The sequence below is a fragment of the Shimia sp. CNT1-13L.2 genome, from assembly GCF_024331145.1.
In the GTDB taxonomy this organism is placed as follows: Bacteria; Pseudomonadota; Alphaproteobacteria; order Rhodobacterales; family Rhodobacteraceae; genus Shimia.
The window spans coordinates 1-14,998 of record NZ_JANDJO010000007.1 but is presented as its reverse complement, the minus strand read 5'-3'; the positions used below and the strand labels follow the sequence as shown (position 1 = coordinate 14,998).

The 14,998-nt window shown below is 61.9% G+C and carries 18 protein-coding genes and 1 pseudogene; 12 read left to right on the top strand and 7 right to left on the bottom strand.

Translation table 11 applies throughout. From position 1 onward, the window contains the following. The 9 genes from NNA36_RS14755 (at position 1) to NNA36_RS14715 (ending at position 7,247) form a co-directional block, all read left to right on the top strand. Positions 1-624, top strand: a complete 624-nt coding sequence (locus NNA36_RS14755; RefSeq protein WP_255108377.1) for a chemotaxis protein CheD — start codon at positions 1-3, stop codon at positions 622-624. 75 nt (positions 625-699) lie between these two features. Beyond that, positions 700-2,469 (top strand): methyl-accepting chemotaxis protein, encoded by a 1,770-nt coding sequence (locus NNA36_RS14750; RefSeq protein WP_255108375.1) that lies wholly within the window; start codon positions 700-702, stop codon positions 2,467-2,469. Between the two features lie 20 nt (positions 2,470-2,489). After that, positions 2,490-2,801 carry an STAS domain-containing protein gene (locus NNA36_RS14745; RefSeq protein WP_255108372.1) on the top strand — a complete coding sequence of 104 codons (312 nt, stop codon included), beginning with the start codon at positions 2,490-2,492 and terminating at the stop codon, positions 2,799-2,801. 1 nt (position 2,802) lies between these two features. Next, entirely contained in the window at positions 2,803-3,174 is a 372-nt protein-coding gene (locus tag NNA36_RS14740) for a response regulator (protein ID WP_255108370.1), read from the top strand. Positions 3,175-3,178: 4 nt separating this feature from the next. Beyond that, positions 3,179-5,179: a chemotaxis protein CheA gene (locus NNA36_RS14735; protein WP_255108367.1), complete on the top strand. Its 2,001-nt coding sequence runs from the start codon at positions 3,179-3,181 to the stop codon at positions 5,177-5,179. Then, a complete protein-coding gene (locus tag NNA36_RS14730) occupies positions 5,169-5,639 on the top strand; it encodes a chemotaxis protein CheW (protein ID WP_255108365.1) in 471 nt (156 codons plus the stop codon). Before NNA36_RS14735 ends, NNA36_RS14730 begins: the two co-directional genes overlap by 11 nt. Positions 5,640-5,641: 2 nt before the next feature. After that, positions 5,642-6,532: a protein-glutamate O-methyltransferase CheR gene (locus NNA36_RS14725; RefSeq protein WP_255108644.1), complete on the top strand. Its 891-nt coding sequence runs from the start codon at positions 5,642-5,644 to the stop codon at positions 6,530-6,532. Then, complete coding sequence (locus tag NNA36_RS14720; protein WP_255108362.1) at positions 6,529-6,915, top strand: response regulator; 387 nt, start codon at positions 6,529-6,531, stop codon at positions 6,913-6,915. The genes NNA36_RS14725 and NNA36_RS14720 overlap by 4 nt, the downstream gene beginning before the upstream one ends. An 8-nt stretch (positions 6,916-6,923) precedes the next feature. Continuing rightward, positions 6,924-7,247 (top strand): hypothetical protein, encoded by a 324-nt coding sequence (locus tag NNA36_RS14715; protein ID WP_255108361.1) that lies wholly within the window; start codon positions 6,924-6,926, stop codon positions 7,245-7,247. Between the two features lie 4 nt (positions 7,248-7,251). On the opposite strand, the gene hpaH is transcribed toward NNA36_RS14715, so the two are convergent. From hpaH to hpaE, 4 genes are read right to left on the bottom strand one after another with little or no spacing between them, the layout of a single operon-like run. Then, positions 7,252-8,052 carry a 2-oxo-hept-4-ene-1,7-dioate hydratase gene (gene hpaH / locus NNA36_RS14710; RefSeq protein WP_255108360.1) on the bottom strand — a complete coding sequence of 267 codons (801 nt, stop codon included), beginning with the start codon at positions 8,050-8,052 and terminating at the stop codon, positions 7,252-7,254. Next, positions 8,049-8,903 (bottom strand): fumarylacetoacetate hydrolase family protein, encoded by an 855-nt coding sequence (locus NNA36_RS14705; protein ID WP_255108358.1) that lies wholly within the window; start codon positions 8,901-8,903, stop codon positions 8,049-8,051. Before NNA36_RS14705 ends, hpaH begins: the two co-directional genes overlap by 4 nt. Before the next feature lie 35 nt (positions 8,904-8,938). After that, positions 8,939-9,790 carry a 3,4-dihydroxyphenylacetate 2,3-dioxygenase gene (gene hpaD, locus NNA36_RS14700; protein ID WP_255108357.1) on the bottom strand — a complete coding sequence of 284 codons (852 nt, stop codon included), beginning with the start codon at positions 9,788-9,790 and terminating at the stop codon, positions 8,939-8,941. Between the two features lie 24 nt (positions 9,791-9,814). Next, positions 9,815-11,323, bottom strand: a complete 1,509-nt coding sequence (gene hpaE, locus NNA36_RS14695; protein ID WP_255108356.1) for a 5-carboxymethyl-2-hydroxymuconate semialdehyde dehydrogenase — start codon at positions 11,321-11,323, stop codon at positions 9,815-9,817. A gap of 157 nt (positions 11,324-11,480) precedes the next feature. Between hpaE and NNA36_RS14690 the strand changes: the two genes are divergently transcribed. Further along, the gene (locus NNA36_RS14690) at positions 11,481-11,858 is read left to right on the top strand and encodes a 5-carboxymethyl-2-hydroxymuconate Delta-isomerase (protein WP_255108354.1); all 378 of its coding nucleotides are present in this window, start codon (positions 11,481-11,483) and stop codon (positions 11,856-11,858) included. A 114-nt stretch (positions 11,859-11,972) separates the two neighbouring features. Continuing rightward, on the top strand, positions 11,973-12,161 hold the full coding sequence (locus NNA36_RS14685) for a CTP synthetase (protein WP_255108351.1): 189 nt from the start codon (positions 11,973-11,975) through the stop codon (positions 12,159-12,161). Here NNA36_RS14685 and NNA36_RS14680 read toward each other — a convergent pair. Next, positions 12,143-12,925, bottom strand: a complete 783-nt coding sequence (locus NNA36_RS14680; protein WP_255108349.1) for an alpha/beta fold hydrolase — start codon at positions 12,923-12,925, stop codon at positions 12,143-12,145. The genes NNA36_RS14685 and NNA36_RS14680 overlap by 19 nt on opposite strands. Before the next feature lie 79 nt (positions 12,926-13,004). Here NNA36_RS14680 and NNA36_RS14675 point away from each other — a divergent pair, with 79 nt between their 5' ends. Then, positions 13,005-13,379 carry a hypothetical protein gene (locus NNA36_RS14675; protein ID WP_255108346.1) on the top strand — a complete coding sequence of 125 codons (375 nt, stop codon included), beginning with the start codon at positions 13,005-13,007 and terminating at the stop codon, positions 13,377-13,379. On the opposite strand, the gene NNA36_RS14670 is transcribed toward NNA36_RS14675, so the two are convergent. Together NNA36_RS14670 and glyA are read right to left on the bottom strand one after the other, a co-directional pair. Further along, positions 13,299-14,210, bottom strand: coding sequence for a DUF817 domain-containing protein (locus NNA36_RS14670; protein ID WP_255108343.1), 912 nt, complete (start codon positions 14,208-14,210; stop codon positions 13,299-13,301). The genes NNA36_RS14675 and NNA36_RS14670 overlap by 81 nt on opposite strands. A gap of 265 nt (positions 14,211-14,475) precedes the next feature. Continuing rightward, positions 14,476-14,998: pseudogene (gene glyA, locus NNA36_RS14665) on the bottom strand (serine hydroxymethyltransferase); the annotation flags it as partial.

The following is a 14,998-nucleotide window of genomic DNA, read 5'->3' as shown; positions in this document are numbered from 1 at the left end:
ATGGCAGGATCACGTGACCCCCAGGAATGGCCCTTGGAACGCGAGCGCCGGGCCCCGCAACCCGATCCGGTGCTGCCACCGGTGGTGGATGCCAACGGAACCAAGACCCTTTCGGTGTTGCAGGGGCAGTTCCGGGTTTCGGACGACCCCGATGCGGTGATGACGACGATCCTCGGCTCTTGTGTCGCCACCTGTGTCTGGGATCCTGACACAGGGGTTGGCGGCATGAACCACTTTCTCTTGCCGGGAACCGAGAAAAACCGCTCGGGCAACCTGCGCTATGGCGTGAACTCGATGGAGTTGCTGATCAATGCGCTTCTGCAGCAGGGGGCAAGACGCGAAAACCTGCATCTCAAGCTGTTTGGCGGGGCGCGTATGTTCGGTACCGAGGACGGGATTGGCCGGAAAAATGCAGAGTTCGCAGTGTGGTACGTCGAGACCGAAGGGCTGCGTCTGGTCAAGAAATGCCTTGGCGGCACCCGTGGCCGCAAGGTGCGGTTCTGGCCGGGAAGTGGCCATGCGCAGCTGAAATTCCTGCAGAACGACTGGCACGAGACCTTGTCGCCGGAGACCACCACGCCGCGCAGGCGGGCGGATGATTCCGGCGTGGTGACGCTGTTCTGAGATGTCGGGCAACAGGCAAAGACGGGGAGGACCTGTGAGATGAAAGCAAGAGGAATTGCCGGGAAACTGTTTTTCATGGCGGCCTCCATCCTGGGGATGATGATGGCGACGCTGTTCCTTGTGAGCATGCTGAACCGCGGGCTGGCCGAGAGCATTCATATCGTCGAAGCGGATGTGCGGCGTGATAACCTTGTTGGGGACATCAAAGAGCAGTTCGACAAGGCACGTATCGGCCTTGCCGCCTTCCAGAGCAGCGGCAGCGAGGACGACGCGACGCGGGTCTTGCTGGCGCTGGAGCGCATCCCTCCGCTGGCCGATACGCTTCTGGCGCTGGAAATGCCGGAGGAGATGCGTGCCGAACTGGATGTCGCGGTGGCCGACATGCAGATCTATGCGGCGACTTTTGCACGGATCAAATCTGCCAACAGCATCGTGCGGATCAATGCCTTTCGCAGCGACCTCGACCCGATGGGCGCGCGGATCGAGGGAGAGCTGGATCACTTGCAGGAGGTCAATCGCGAAGATGCGCGGCGGCAATTTGCAGAGCAGGTGGCAATGGCCGAGGCCGCGCCGCGCTGGATGCTGGCCCTGTCGGCGCTGGCGCTGGCAGTAGGCGCGCTCTTGGCGATGATCATGGGCCGGTCGCTCAGCAAGCCGGTCGAAGAGATCGCCAGTGCCATCGGCCGTGTCCGTGACGGTGACTTTGGCGGCGACCTGCCTGCGCTGAAACGCCGGGACGAGATCGGTGAAATCTCCCGCGCGCTGAACGATCTGCGCGACCGCCTGCGCGAGGATCACGAGCGCCGGGTGGCGGATGATCGCCGGGTGGCCCGTCAGCATGCGTTGTTCAGTGAGGTCAGCCAGCACATGGAAGCGATGGCGGCGGGCGATTTCGAAGGGCGGATTGACGAGGCGGCCTTTGCCGATCTTGAGGCTGAGCACAAGCAGCTGAGCCGGGATCTGAACGGGCTGGCCGACGGGTTGCAGACGGTTTTGCAGGCGGTCAACGCCAGCTCGGGAGAGGTGAGCGGCGGGGCGTCACGCATCTCGCGCGTGGCGCTCGACATGTCACGGCGGGCCGAGAAACAGGCCGCTACGCTCGAAGAATCTGCGGCTGCGCTGGAAATGCAGACCGAAAGCCTGCGCGGGTCTGCGGAAAACGCGGCCCAGGCGCGCAATTTCGTCGATCAGAACCTCAAGGACGTGGAAGACAGCGGCGACGGCATCAAGAAAGCGATGCAGGCGATGGCGCTGATCGAGGACTCCTCGGGGCGGATCAACCAGATCGTCAACGTGATCGATGACATTGCCTTTCAGACCAACCTTCTGGCGATGAATGCCGGGGTCGAGGCGGCGCGGGCAGGCGAAGAGGGGCGTGGCTTTGCCGTGGTGGCCTCAGAGGTGCGGGCGCTGGCGCGGCGGGCATCGAAATCGACCCATGACATCAAGGAGTTGATTGCCGAAAGCAATGCCCGCATTGGCGAAGGCAGCAAGCGGGTTGAGGGCACCGGCACTGCGCTGGTGCAGATCGTCGAAAGTGTTGGTCGCATCTCCGACCTCGTCGCGGAAATCTCCTCGGCGACCGAGGAACAGGCCGCCGGGTTGAACGAGATCAACTCAAAGATCGGCGCGCTGGACCAGTTTACCCAGCAGACCGCCGCGCTGGCCGAAGAAACCCATGCCTCAAGCGAGGTGCTCGATGCAGAGGCCGAAAAGCTGGCCGGGGTGCTGGCGCAGTTCAGGGCCCGTGACGGCGCAGATAATGACATTGCCCACTTCGTGCGCAGCGCCGAGCCGACGGTGAATGCGGAGGCATGGCCCGAAAACACACGGCATATCGCCTAGGGCTTGGAGGGAGAGTGACCATGACAAAGGACACGAGCGACCGGAGTGTCGCCGATATATCCGAACCCAAGGCAATGGTTCTGGCGGAGCGACTCGACAGCAAGGCCGCGGACGATCTGCTGGCGGCGCTGCTGGCGCACATGGGCGGCCCGATAAGCCTCGACGCCAGCCGAGTGCAAAGCCTGGGCGCACTTTGCGCCGGAATTCTCTTGTCGGCGGCCAAGACCTGGAAGGACGCAGGCCTGCCCTTTGCCCTTGCAAACCTGTCCGAGCGTTGCCGCGCTGACCTTGCCCTGATGGGGCTGACCGAAACCCGTTTCGAGGAATTTTAAGATGACTGCCAAACAAATTCTCGCCGTTGATGACTCGCGCACCATGCGCAACATGCTGAAACAGACCTTGGGAGAGGCCGGATACGAGGTGTCGCTGGCCGAAGACGGGGTCGATGGGGTGGAACGCCTGCGCGATCTGACGCCAGACCTGGTGATCACCGATATCAACATGCCCCGCATGGACGGGTTTCGCTTTATCGAAGAGGTGCGCGGACTGGGACGGCTGCGTGGTGTGCCGATCCTTGTGCTGACGACGGAAAGTGATCAGGCCCTGCGAAATCGGGCGCGGGCCGCAGGGGCCACGGGCTGGATCGTCAAACCGTTTGACGATGGCAACCTGATCTCGGCCATTCGCAAGGTCACGGTGGGGTAGGATCATGAGTGCCCTGCTGGACGGTTTTTTCGAGGAATGTGGCGAACTGCTGGAAAGCGTGTTCGAAGGCCTATCTGCATTGGAGGCAGATGGCGGTGACCAGGAGGCTGTGAACGCGGTGTTCCGCGCGGTGCATTCGATCAAGGGAGGCGCTGGCGCTTTCGGGCTGGAGGCGCTGGTCGCGTTTTCCCACGTTCTGGAAAATGCGCTGGATGCCTTCCGTTCTGGTGCCGCACAGATCGGCAGCAAGGAAGTTCAGCTGTTGTATGAGGCCGGCGACCACCTGTCCGACCTGGTCGAACGGGCGGCGCGCGGACAGGTTTCGGGGGGTGAGATGCCGGACCTGCACCGGGCGCTAGAGGGGATCTGCGGGGCGGTCGACCAAGAGGAAGACGCTGGTCTAGACTTTCAGCCGCTAACGCTCGACATCCTGCCCTTGGAACCCGAGCCCGCCGCGGGGTTCGATATCGTCTTTCGGCCCCACGCGACGCTTTTTGAGAACGGTCACGAGCCGGCCTTGATGCTCAGGGAGCTGGGCGAGTTGGGGGCCATTGATGTCGTAGCTGACCTGTCTGCCTTGCCCACTCTAGACGCAGGGCTCGCCAAGACCCCTGTGTTGGGTTGGCAGATCGGATTGGAGAGCGATTGCCACCGGGCCCAGATCGCAGAGGTTTTCGAGTTTGCCGAAGGTCTATGTGATCTCGAAATCATCGCTCGTGACGCTGAGGGGCTGAAGGTCGAAGACCCGGTGACGCAGAGCGATATCGACAGGCCGGAGGTGGTTGAGAGGGCCCCGGCGCGAGAAACCATCCGGGTTGATCTCGCGCGGGTTGACCGGCTGATCAATATCGTTGGTGAACTTGTCATCAGTGAGGCCATGCTGCGCCAGGCTATGACGGAAATTCCGGTTGCGAAATACGGACCAATCGAAGCGGCGATGGGGCAGTTTCGCCAGCTTTCCGGGCAGTTGCAGGAAAGTGTCCTCGCAATCCGCGCGCAGCCCGTCAAAGGGCTGTTCCAGCGCATGTCGCGCATCGTCCGGGAGGCCGCACGGGAAGCCGGCAAGGAGGCGCGGCTGGTGACCCACGGCAGCGCCACGGAAGTGGATCGCACGGTGGTGGAACGGCTGGTCGATCCGCTGACGCACATGATCCGGAATGCCGTGGATCATGGTCTCGAAGACAGTGACCGGCGGCAGGCTTCCGGCAAGGCATCTACCGGAACCGTGACCCTGAGCGCCGTGCACAGATCGGGCCGGGTGGTGATTGAACTGCAAGACGACGGCGGGGGGATCGATCGCGAAAGAGTGCGCCAGATTGCCATCGACAAGGGGCTGGTTGGCGAAAGTGATGAGCTGAGCGATGCGGAAATCGACAACCTGTTGTTCCGCCCCGGGTTTTCCACCCGCAGCGAAGTGTCGAACCTGTCGGGGCGTGGCGTGGGCATGGACGTTGTCAAAAGCGAGATCCAGGCGCTGGGCGGGCGGGTGTCGATCCATTCCGAATTTGGCGTGGGCACGACAGTGACCATCAGCTTGCCACTGACGCTAGCGGTGATGGAAGGCATGGTGGTGGAAACCGCGGGCGAAATCCTCGTTGTGCCGACCACCGCCCTTCGCGAGACGTTCAAGGCCTCGAATGCCCCGCTCCACGCGCTGGGGGCGGGAGGACATGTCCTGAACCGTCGCGATGGGCTGGTGCCGGTCTTTGACCTTGGGTCGGCGCTCGGGTTTCGAACGGCGCCCGGAGAATACGGCGACCATTCACTGCTGCTGGTCGAGACAGAGGCGGGCCGGCGCGTGGCGTTTGCCGTCGATCGCATCCGCGACCAGCGCGAAGTGGTGATCAAGGGGCTTCAGCAGAACTATCAGGAAATCCCCGGAGTGGCGGCCGCCACGATCCTGGGCGATGGCCGGATCGCGTTGATCGTAGATGCCGATCAACTTGCCGAACCGGCCGTGCGCGGGGGGGCGGAACTTTATGGAGGAGCGGGATATGTCCAGTAACGCGGTTGCCAAGGGCGAGCATCAGCTTGAAATCGTGTCATTTTCGATCGGGTCACAGGCCTTTTGCCTTGAGATCAGCCATGTTCTTGAAATCCGGGGGTGGACGCCAACCACGGTGCTGCCCCACGCACCAGACTATGTGAAGGGGCTGATGAACCTGCGTGGCACGGTGCTGCCGGTTGTCGACCTGTCGCTGCGGCTTGGGCTCGGCGTGACCGAGCCATCGGCGCGTCATGTCGTGATCATCGTCTTCACCAATGGCCAGACGGTTGGTCTTTTGGTCGAAGCGGTGTCCGATATCCTGACCGTTTCACCCGAAGAGATGATGGCGGCACCGGATGTGTCGGGGGGCGAACTGGCTGGCTGTATCCGCGGGGTCTTTGCCCGCGACGACGAATTGATGCGGGCCATCGATCTCAAGACCACGCTGCCGTTTCTGGCAACGGGAGAGGCGGGGTGACCATGAACGGGGTGGCGGCGCAGACGGTTGATTTCGGCATCTCTGACAGGGATTTCGCCGAGGTGGCCCGGATTTTGCACAAGGAAACCGGTATCGTTGTAACCGAGGCCAAGCGCGCCATGGTGGTTTCGCGCCTGTCACGAAGGGCGCGCAGCCTGCGGCTGCCGTCGATCGCGGCCTATTGCGGTTTGATTTCCAGTGACCGGGGTAGGGACGAAATGCAGCACTTGATCTCGGCGCTCACAACCAACGTCACGCGGTTCCTGCGTGAAGAGGGGCACTTTGAGGATTTTGAAACCCGCCTGATGCCGGCGCTGGCGAAACGGGCGCGCGACGGGGGGCGGGTACGGCTGTGGTCGGCCGGATGTTCGACAGGGCAGGAGGCCTATACGCTGGCCTTCAGCCTCTTGTCGGGGCTGCCCGAGGCGGCGACGCTTGATGTAAAACTCCTTGCCACCGACATTGACGCCGCGGTGATCGAACAGGCGGTTACCGGTCGGTATCGCGAGGATCAGGTCGCGGCACTCCCCGAGCGTCTTCGCCAAGCGTTTTTGCGCCGGGAGGACGGGGAGACTTGGGTGGTTGGCCCGAAGGCGCGCGAGTTCCTGACGTTTCGTCCGCTGAACCTGTTGCACGACTGGCCGTTTCACGGCGCCTTTGATGTCATCATGTGCCGCAATGTCACGATTTATTTCGATGCGGCCACGCAGGACAGGCTGTGGTGCCGGTTTGCCGCGCAAATGCCCGAGGGGGCGACGCTCTATTCTGGGCATTCCGAGAATGTGACCGGCGCGGCGCGACAGTTCTTTTCGCATCTGGGGGCCAGTGTCTACAAACGAAACGCGCAGACCGTGACACCGGAATTTTTGAATGATGTCAGGAGGATGTCATGAGTTTGAAGGACCAGTTGAAAATCATGGTGGTGGATGACATGACCACCAGTCGCGGCCTGATCGAGCAGGCGATGAACGAGATCGGGATCTGGAACGTGGTGAGCGAAGCGGACGGGCAGTCGGCCTTTCGTACCCTGATGGCCAAGCCGGTGCACCTCGTGATCTCGGATTACAACATGCCGAACATGGACGGGTTGCAGTTGTTGGAGCAGTTGCGGCTTAGCAAGGCCACGGCGCGGATCGGGTTCATCCTCGTGACGGGGCGGGCGGACAACGCGGTTTTGCAAAAGGGGCGGCAGTTGGGGATGAACAACTGCCTGCTGAAGCCCTTTTCGGTGCCGCAGATGAAGGCCTGTATTGAAAAGGTGGTGGGACGGCTGTGACAGAAAAGGTGAGTTTTTCCGAAGCGCTTGCGCGGCTGGGGGCGGAATTGCGCGGGCTATCTGCGGTTGCGGCGCGTCTCGATGCCCATATCGGCGACCTGGCGGACCAGTGCAACCTGCATGAAGATCTGCAACAGATCGATCTGATGTGTCAGACCCTTGAGGACCTTGTTGGCGTGTTCGACAGTTTGCAGCGGTCCGAGCCGGGGCGGCCTCTGGACCTCGCCATGCTGGTCGAGGGGGTGATCCTCAAGGATGTGCGCCGCCGCCTGTCAGGGCAGGTGACGCAAGATGCGCCCATGTTGAACGGGGCGCACTTAGAGCTGTTCTGAGGCTTTAGCCAAAGGCGATGTCGACGGAACCAAAGGTACCGAAATCGGCGTGGATACGGGTTTCAGGCGGGCATTCGATGGGGCGGATGAAACTGCCCGAGAGGATGACCTGTCCGGGTTCGATTTGTTGGCCGTATTGCGCCATGCGACGGGCCAGCCAGACCACGCTTTCGACCGGATCGTTCAGGACGCCCGCGCCAAGGCCGGTTTCCTCGATCTCGTCGTTGCGGAAGGTGAGGGCACCGACCCAGCGCAGATCAAAGGCATCGACGGCGTGGCGTTCGGCCCCAAGCACGATGCCGGCGTTGGCGGCATTGTCGCTGATGGTGTCATGCACGCTGCGGGTGCGGCCGGTTTCGGGATCGGCGCGCAGGATGCGGGTGTCGAGGATCTCGATGGAGGGCGCGACGTAGTCCGTGGCGGCGATGACCTCGTCACGGGTGATGTCGCTGCCGCCAATGGCGGATTTCATGACAAAGGCGATCTCGGCTTCAATGCGGGGCTGGATGAAGCGGCCCTTGGGCACCGTGCTGCCGTTGTCAAAAAGCATGTCATCAAACAGGATGCCGCTGTCGGGAATGTCGATGTTCAGCGCGTATTGCATGGCCTTGGAGGTGAGGCCGATCTTCCAGCCGATGACCTTGCGGCCCTGCGCCAGTTTCTGTTCGTAGATGGCGTTCTGGATCGCATAGGCATCGTCCATGCCCATGTCGGGATGGCGCAGGGACAGAAGGCCGATCTGTTGCCCCGTGGCTTCGGCCTGAAGCAGGTCGGCGGCGGCGCGGGCGTGATCCTGCGGGGTCATACCACTTCGTCCTCGATGGTGTTGCGCAGGGTGCCGATGCCCTCGACGGTGATTTCAACCACGTCACCGGGGACAAGATAGCGGGGCGGATCGAACCGTGCCCCGGCACCAGTGGGCGTGCCGGTGACGATGATGTCGCCGGGCTGTAACGTCATGAAGGTCGAGATATAGGCGATCTCCTCGCGGATCGGGAACATCATGCGGTTCAGCGTGTCGTCCTGGCGGACCTCGCCGTTGACGGTTGTCACGATGCGCGCGTCATCCAGCTGGCTGGCATCGGTGAAGGGCACAAGCCAAGGGCCGATGGCACCGGAGCGATCCCAGTTCTTGCCTTGGGTGACGTTGAACTTGGCGTGGCGCACCCAGTCGCGGATGGTGCCCTCGTTGCACAGGGTCAGAGCGGCGATGTGGTCATAGGCGTCTCCGGGTTTGATCCGGCGGCCGGTCTTGCCGATCACGATGGCGACCTCGCCTTCGTAGTCGAGGGTGTGGTTCTCGGGCGGGCGGATCAGGGGGCGGTTGTGCCCGGTAAAGCCGCTGGCAAAGCGCGGGAAAAGCGACATGTATTTCGGCTGGGCGCTGCCGTCTTTGTATTCGGCATTGCGGTCGGGAAAGTTGACACCGACACAGAGGATACGGCGGGCATCGGGCATCACCATCTCGAAGTCGAATTCGGTGTGGGTGACGTCAGCCCCTGTCGCGGCCTTGGTCAGGGCGGAGAGCCCGCCTGCCACGATGGCTTCGAACAGGGTTGGCCATTCGGGGAAGCGGTGGTTCAGCGCGACGGCGCCGGCCTCGGTGATGGCACCGTAGTGGGTTTGGCCGTCGGCGGAAAAGGTGGCAAGGCGCATGGGGCTCTCCGTTGTTCGGTGTCAGGTGGTGAAGGTCAGACCGGGAAAATCACGTTGGTCTGGCCTGTGCCGGAGGAAGGGAAATACTCGGTCACGACTTCGCATTTGCCCTCGTAGCTGTCCCAGCCGAGGGCACCGTAGAGCATGGCGGTGTCGTGCATGGAGCCTTCGCCGCAGCAGAAGTTGGCATAGTCGCCCAGCATCTTGAGGAAGGTGGCGTGGTCGCCGTTTTTCCACATTTCCAGCACGTGCAGGTCCATCTGGCGGTTGAATTCGGAACTGATGGTAAAGGTGCCGTTGTTGGCGGCATAGTCCTTGTTGGCCCAGATCTTGTGGGAGAGCGAGCCGGAGGCAACCAGCAGCACCTTTTCATCGCTGGCTTCCACGGCTTCGCGGATGGCTTCGCCGATGATGCGGCTTTCGTCGTGGCCATGCACGGTGGCCCATGCGGCGACGGAGACAACCTTCATGTCGTGTTCGCGGGACATGAAACGCATGGGAACAAGGGTGCCGTATTCCAGTTCGAGGCTGTCGAGATGGTGACACAGAGTGTAGGCGCCTTTGTCAGAGGCAATTTTGGCAATTGCGTCACCCATCTCGGGATTGCCTTCGTAGGAATAGGGCAGGTCCTGGATGAACTGCGGGAACTCGTTCGAGGTGAACAGACCTTCGAACCGGGCGTTGGCGTTGATGTGAAAGCCCGCGTTGATAACCCAGTGGGTATCGCAGATGATGACGGTGGTAACGCCCAGTTCCTTGGCGCGGCGCGCGATTTCGCGGTGGCCGTCTATGGCGGGTTGGCGCTTGCCCTTGATCGGGCCTTCCTGCTCGGACATGAGCAGGGTCGGCACGTGGGTCATCTTGGCGGCGAGTACGATTTCTCCCATGGTATCCTCCCGAAGATTGATGGGTCAGGCGCCGAGACGCATGATCTTGTGGTGGCCGGTGGCAAAGCCGACGTGTTTCTGTTCCATGTAAAATTCAAACGACCAGTCGCCGCCGTCGCGGCCGATGCCGGAGGCCTTGACCCCGCCGAAGGGGGTGGGCAGGTGGCGGACATTTTCCGAATTCACCCAGATCATCCCGGCCTCGAGACGGTCGGTGAAGCGCAGGGCGCGGGTGAGATCGTTGGTCCAGAGATAGCCGGTGAGGCCGTAGTCGACGTCGTTGGCCATCGCCAGCGCCTCTTCCTCGGTCGAGAAGGGGATCGAGGTGAGGACGGGGCCGAAGATTTCCTCTTGGGCGATGCGCATCTGGTTGTTGGCGTTGGTAAACAGGGTGGGGCGCACGAAATAGCCCGCGTCGCCAACCTTTTCGCCGCCAGCGGCAACGGTGGCACCGTCCTGTTTGGCGATGTCGAAATAGGAGGTCACCTTGTTGTAGTGTTCCTCGGTCACCAGCGGGCCGATTTCGGTTTCCGGATCAAGGGGGTGGCCGACCTTGATTTTGTTGACGCGTTCGATCAGGCGGGCTTCGAACTCTTCCTTGATCGTGTCCTGCACTAGAAGGCGCGAGGAAGACGTGCAGCGTTCGCCGTTGATCGAGTAGATCATGAAGATCACCGCATCGAGCGCGCGGTCGAGATCGGCGTCATCAAACACGATCACGGGGTTCTTGCCGCCGAGTTCGAGGTGGTTGCGCTTGAGGGTATCTGCGCCCTGTTTGACGATCAGGCTGCCGGTGCTGCTTTCACCGACGAAGGCGATTGCCTTGATGGCGGGGTGTTCGCAAAGTGCCTTGCCCGCGTCTTCGCCAAAGCCGTTCACGGTGTTGAGGACACCGGGCGGCAGGCCGGCTTCTTCGGCGATTTCAACCAGCAGACGGGCGGTCAGTGGCGAGGCCTCGGCGGGTTTGTGAACCACGGTGCAGCCTGCGGCCAGCGCCGGCGCGATCTTCCACGTCGACAACATGAAGGGGGTGTTCCACGGGGTGATGACGCCAACCGGACCGATGGGGGTGCGGGTGGTGATGTTCATCAGGGTGGGAGATTTCAGGTGCTGGCCATCGCGGGCCTGAACGACCTGGTCGGCAAAGTAGCGGAAGTTCTCGGCGCCGCGCAGGGCGGCCTTGGACATGAAGCGCAGGGTCTGGCCGGTGTCCCAGCATTCGCAGAGCGCGATTTCCTCGGCGCGGGCCTCAATGGCTTCGGCGACGTTGATGAGGATTTTGCGACGCTCTGCGGCCGGCATGTCGCGCCATGCGGGGAAGGCATCGGCCGCGGATTTGGCAGCGGCGTCGATGTCGGATGCGGTGCCGTGGGCGACGTCGCAGATCACCGATTTGTCGACCGGAGAGGTGTTCTTGAACACGCCGGCCGCGCCCTCGTGATCTTCTCCGTTGATGCGGTTCTTGATGCCACCCTCGGCAAAGCGGGAGAGATAGCCGCTCAGCTTGGCAATGTTCTGATCGAGTTGGGACATGGGGCATCCTCCGCTTGAAATGCTGTTAGTTGTCATGTTAAGTAAATTGCAGTGAACATGTCAACAAAGTTTTTTCGGCTTGGTTCCTGTGCGGGGGAAACGGGTTTGACATGGGCGAAAATCGCGAAATGATTGAAGAAACTCTGGGACGGTAAACATGCCTCATTTCATCATCGAATATTCCGGCAACCTTGAAGGCGAGATCGACATGGGGGCGCTTTGCGAGGTGATCCGCGCGACTGCCGCCGGGATTGAAACCTTTCCGATGGCCGGGATTCGGGTGCGGGCGATCCGGGTGGATCACTATGCGATTGCCGACGGAAATCCGCAGCACGGGTTCATCGACATATCGATCCGCCTGCGGGAAGGGCGGCCGCAGGAGGTGAAAGAGGCTGCGGCTGCTGAGGTGTTCGAGGCGGCGCGGGTTTTCGTGGCAGATGTGATGGCGCGCCGGCCTTTGGCCCTGTCGCTCGAGATGCGGGATATTGATGCCAACCTGTCGCCAAAGACAGGGTCGATCCGCGACTTCCTCTAGGGGTGGATCAAGAAAGGTTCATCTTTCAGGTATCTTTCTGATTCAGATCAATGCGGACCTTTGCATGTGAGGCCAGTGTCGCCCGTGGAAACGCCACAAGATAAGGCAACGCACATGTTTCGGCTCTCTCTGATTCTGCATCTCTTCATCGGTTCGACCATCGCCGGCAGCGCAATGATCGTGGCGCTCGTGTCGGGGTATGACACGCTTTACCCGGTGGCCCTTTCGGCCCTTGTCGGCTTTTTCATTTCTTTCCCGGTGTCTTACCTGGTGGCGAAAAAGCTCTACGAGTTGGAAGCCTGAGCGCTGGTTGCGTTCAACCACGCCTGAACGGATTGCACGAATTCGCGGGGTTTCTCGGCATGGAGCCAGTGCCCCGCGCCCGTGATCTTGGCAAAGCGGGCCTTGGGGAAAAGTTCCCGGATGCGGGGGCGATGCTCTGGCGTTACATAGTCAGACTCGGCGCCGGACAGGAAGAGGGTGCGCCCTTCAAAGCTGCCGCTGATCTCGGGGAAGCCGATGACCTTTGGCATTTCCGCCTCGAGCACGTCGAGATTGAGCCGCCACTTGCGGCCCGTCAGGTCGAGTGACTGGGTGAAAAAGCTGCGCAGGGTCGGATCGTCGACGTTCTGCGCCAGTTGATCTATCGCGTCCGAACGTTTTTCCACTCGCGACAAATCCACAGCGCGCATGGCGGCAATGAACTGGTTCTGGTCGTGGGTGTATTGCACCGGCGCGATGTCGGCGACGATCAGGCGATTGACAAGGTCGGGGCGGGTGAGCGCGAGGATCATCGAGGCCTTGCCGCCCATTGAATGGCCCATCACGTCCATCGGTGCGCCCTGTGCCTCGATCACCTCGGCCAGATCGCGGGCCATGTCGTGATAGGAATGGCTGTCGAACCACGGGCTGTGGCCATGGTTGCGCTGGTCGACCGAGACGATGCGACGGTCCGGAGCGAGTCGTTTGGCCACTGCGCCCCAGTTGCGGCCAGAGCCATAGAGGCCGTGGACGATCAGCAGGTCGGGTTCATCGGTGCGGGAGCCATATTCGAGCGTGTTCAACATACCCGCTTGATAGCCCCAGAGGGAAAGCGATGCCAGCCCTGTTGAGCGATGGGCACGGCGGGGCTAGGCTGGCGGCAAGATGATTGATTTGAAGCATATCCAGAAGACCAACGCGGGTCTGGCCCGACTTGCCGGTCAGAAGTTCTCGTTCGAGGCGGACGGTTTGCAGAAGGCAATGCGCAAGGTCGGGCGGCGTGTGCCCAAGGCGTTGCATCGCCAGGCGGCGGTTCTGATCGAGGCGGAACAGCTGGCGGGGCATCCGAAAATCCGGCTTGGACTGGATGCCGAGAAGGTGGCGGCCGCCGAGGCGGGCTTGCGTGCGGGGCTGGAAGCGGTGGACCCTGCGGACCGGCGCAAGGGGTTTGTGCTGGGGCTACTCGGCGGGCTTTCTTTCAACCTGATAGCGGCTTTCGTGCTGCTGGTCGTCTTTCTGAAATGGCGCGGATTCCTTTGACAGGGGCGCAGCATGCAGCGCGTCACGCAGCACCAGCGTGACAGTGACGAAACTCACGTAAAGCAGAAGGTACCACGAGCCGATCTTGGCAAGGCTGACCATCTGGTCGCTGGTCTGGCCGTGGTAGAGCCATGTGCGGGTCATGGTGCCGATGTTTTCCGCCACCCAAAGCGCGATGGCCGACAGGAAGGCCGCCAGCGGCAGGGGCATCCAGTAGGGCGTGTCGCTGACCTGAAACCAGATGCGGGTGCGCAGGAAGACGATCAGCGTGGCAAAGAATAGCGCAACACGGATGTCGGGCAGGAAGTGGTGGCTGAAGAAATTGACATAGATTGCCAGCGCCAGAAGGGCCGTCATCCAGAACGGCGGGTAGGGGGCAAAGCGCATGTCGAAAAGGCGAATGACGCGCGCCATGTAGGAGCCGACCGAGGCATACATGAAGCCCGAAAACAGCGGCACGTTCATGAGTTTCAGAACCCCGGCTTCGGGGTAGGACCAGCTGCCGTGGTTGACCTTGAAGACCTCCATCAGGGTGGCGGTGAGGTGGAACAGCAGGATCACCCGCGCCTCGGCCCAGGTTTCCAGTTTCAGGGCAAGGAACAGGATTTGCAGGCCGACCGCATAGAGCACGAGGAAGTCGTAGCGGGCCAGTGGCCAGTCGTTCTGCCAGAGTTGGGAGGACAGGATGATGCCGACAAGCAGCAAGAGGGCAAAAAGCGCGGCCCAGGCCTGTTTGAGGAGGAAGACCACCAGTTCCGCCACCGCAAACGGCAGGTGGGCGCGGGTCCAGTCGCCAACGGCGCGTTCGATAGGTAGGGGGCTTCGGCTCATGCGCCGTTTGTTGCCAAGGTGGGGGCGTTTGTCCAGAAGATTGACTGCCGTGGAAGGCAAGCGGCGGCAAAAGGCCGGAAACCCGAAGATCTCCGGCCCTGGTTGCCGTGAGTTTCCCGACCGAGGCCGGGCAGGCTTTGTAAGTTGGCTGCGCTGATGAAAGGCCCGGCCGATCAGGGACACATTCCCGGCCACCCCCAAAAGCAACAACCGCCGCCAGTGTGCCTGACAGCGGTTGCCGATTGATTAAGCTAAAACCCGAAACTTACAGGTTGTCGTACAGAGGGAAGCGGTCGCAGAGGGTTTTGACCTTTGCGCGAACGTTTGCTTCGACGTCTGCGTTGCCGTCTTCACCGTTGGCGGCGAGGCCGTCGACGACTTCGACGATCAGGTCGGCGATCTCGCGGAATTCCGCTTCGCCGAAGCCGCGGGTGGTGCCTGCCGGTGTGCCGAGGCGGATGCCCGAGGTCACGGTCGGTTTTTCCGGGTCAAACGGGATGCCGTTCTTGTTGGTGGTGATATGGGCGCGGCCCAGGGCCTTGTCGACGATGTTGCCGGTCACGCCCTTGGGACGCAGGTCAACCAGCATCACGTGGGTGTCGGTGCCGCCGGTGACGATGTCCAGACCGCCCTTGATCAGCTGGTCGGCCAGGGCCACAGCGTTGGCGCGCACCTGCTTCTGGTAGGCTTTGAACTCGGGACGCAGCGCCTCGCCGAAGGCCACGGCCTTGGCCGCGATCACGTGCATCAGCGGGCCGCCCTGGATGCCGGGGAAGATCGCCGAATTC

Coding starts and splice junctions, on each gene's coding strand:
- NNA36_RS14755 (WP_255108377.1), top strand. CDS start 1: ATGGCAGGATCACGTGACCCCCAGGAATGGCCCTTGGAACGCGAGCGC.
- NNA36_RS14720 (WP_255108362.1), top strand. CDS start 6,529: ATGAGTTTGAAGGACCAGTTGAAAATCATGGTGGTGGATGACATGACC.
- NNA36_RS14725 (WP_255108644.1), top strand. CDS start 5,642: ATGAACGGGGTGGCGGCGCAGACGGTTGATTTCGGCATCTCTGACAGG.
- NNA36_RS14735 (WP_255108367.1), top strand. CDS start 3,179: ATGAGTGCCCTGCTGGACGGTTTTTTCGAGGAATGTGGCGAACTGCTG.
- NNA36_RS14670 (WP_255108343.1), bottom strand. CDS start 14,210: ATGAGCCGAAGCCCCCTACCTATCGAACGCGCCGTTGGCGACTGGACC.
- hpaE (WP_255108356.1), bottom strand. CDS start 11,323: ATGTCCCAACTCGATCAGAACATTGCCAAGCTGAGCGGCTATCTCTCC.
- NNA36_RS14685 (WP_255108351.1), top strand. CDS start 11,973: ATGTTTCGGCTCTCTCTGATTCTGCATCTCTTCATCGGTTCGACCATC.
- NNA36_RS14675 (WP_255108346.1), top strand. CDS start 13,005: ATGATTGATTTGAAGCATATCCAGAAGACCAACGCGGGTCTGGCCCGA.
- NNA36_RS14740 (WP_255108370.1), top strand. CDS start 2,803: ATGACTGCCAAACAAATTCTCGCCGTTGATGACTCGCGCACCATGCGC.
- NNA36_RS14680 (WP_255108349.1), bottom strand. CDS start 12,925: ATGTTGAACACGCTCGAATATGGCTCCCGCACCGATGAACCCGACCTG.
- NNA36_RS14750 (WP_255108375.1), top strand. CDS start 700: ATGGCGGCCTCCATCCTGGGGATGATGATGGCGACGCTGTTCCTTGTG.
- hpaD (WP_255108357.1), bottom strand. CDS start 9,790: ATGGGAGAAATCGTACTCGCCGCCAAGATGACCCACGTGCCGACCCTG.
- NNA36_RS14745 (WP_255108372.1), top strand. CDS start 2,490: ATGACAAAGGACACGAGCGACCGGAGTGTCGCCGATATATCCGAACCC.
- NNA36_RS14690 (WP_255108354.1), top strand. CDS start 11,481: ATGCCTCATTTCATCATCGAATATTCCGGCAACCTTGAAGGCGAGATC.
- NNA36_RS14705 (WP_255108358.1), bottom strand. CDS start 8,903: ATGCGCCTTGCCACCTTTTCCGCCGACGGCCAAACCCACTACGGTGCC.
- NNA36_RS14730 (WP_255108365.1), top strand. CDS start 5,169: ATGTCCAGTAACGCGGTTGCCAAGGGCGAGCATCAGCTTGAAATCGTG.
- hpaH (WP_255108360.1), bottom strand. CDS start 8,052: ATGACCCCGCAGGATCACGCCCGCGCCGCCGCCGACCTGCTTCAGGCC.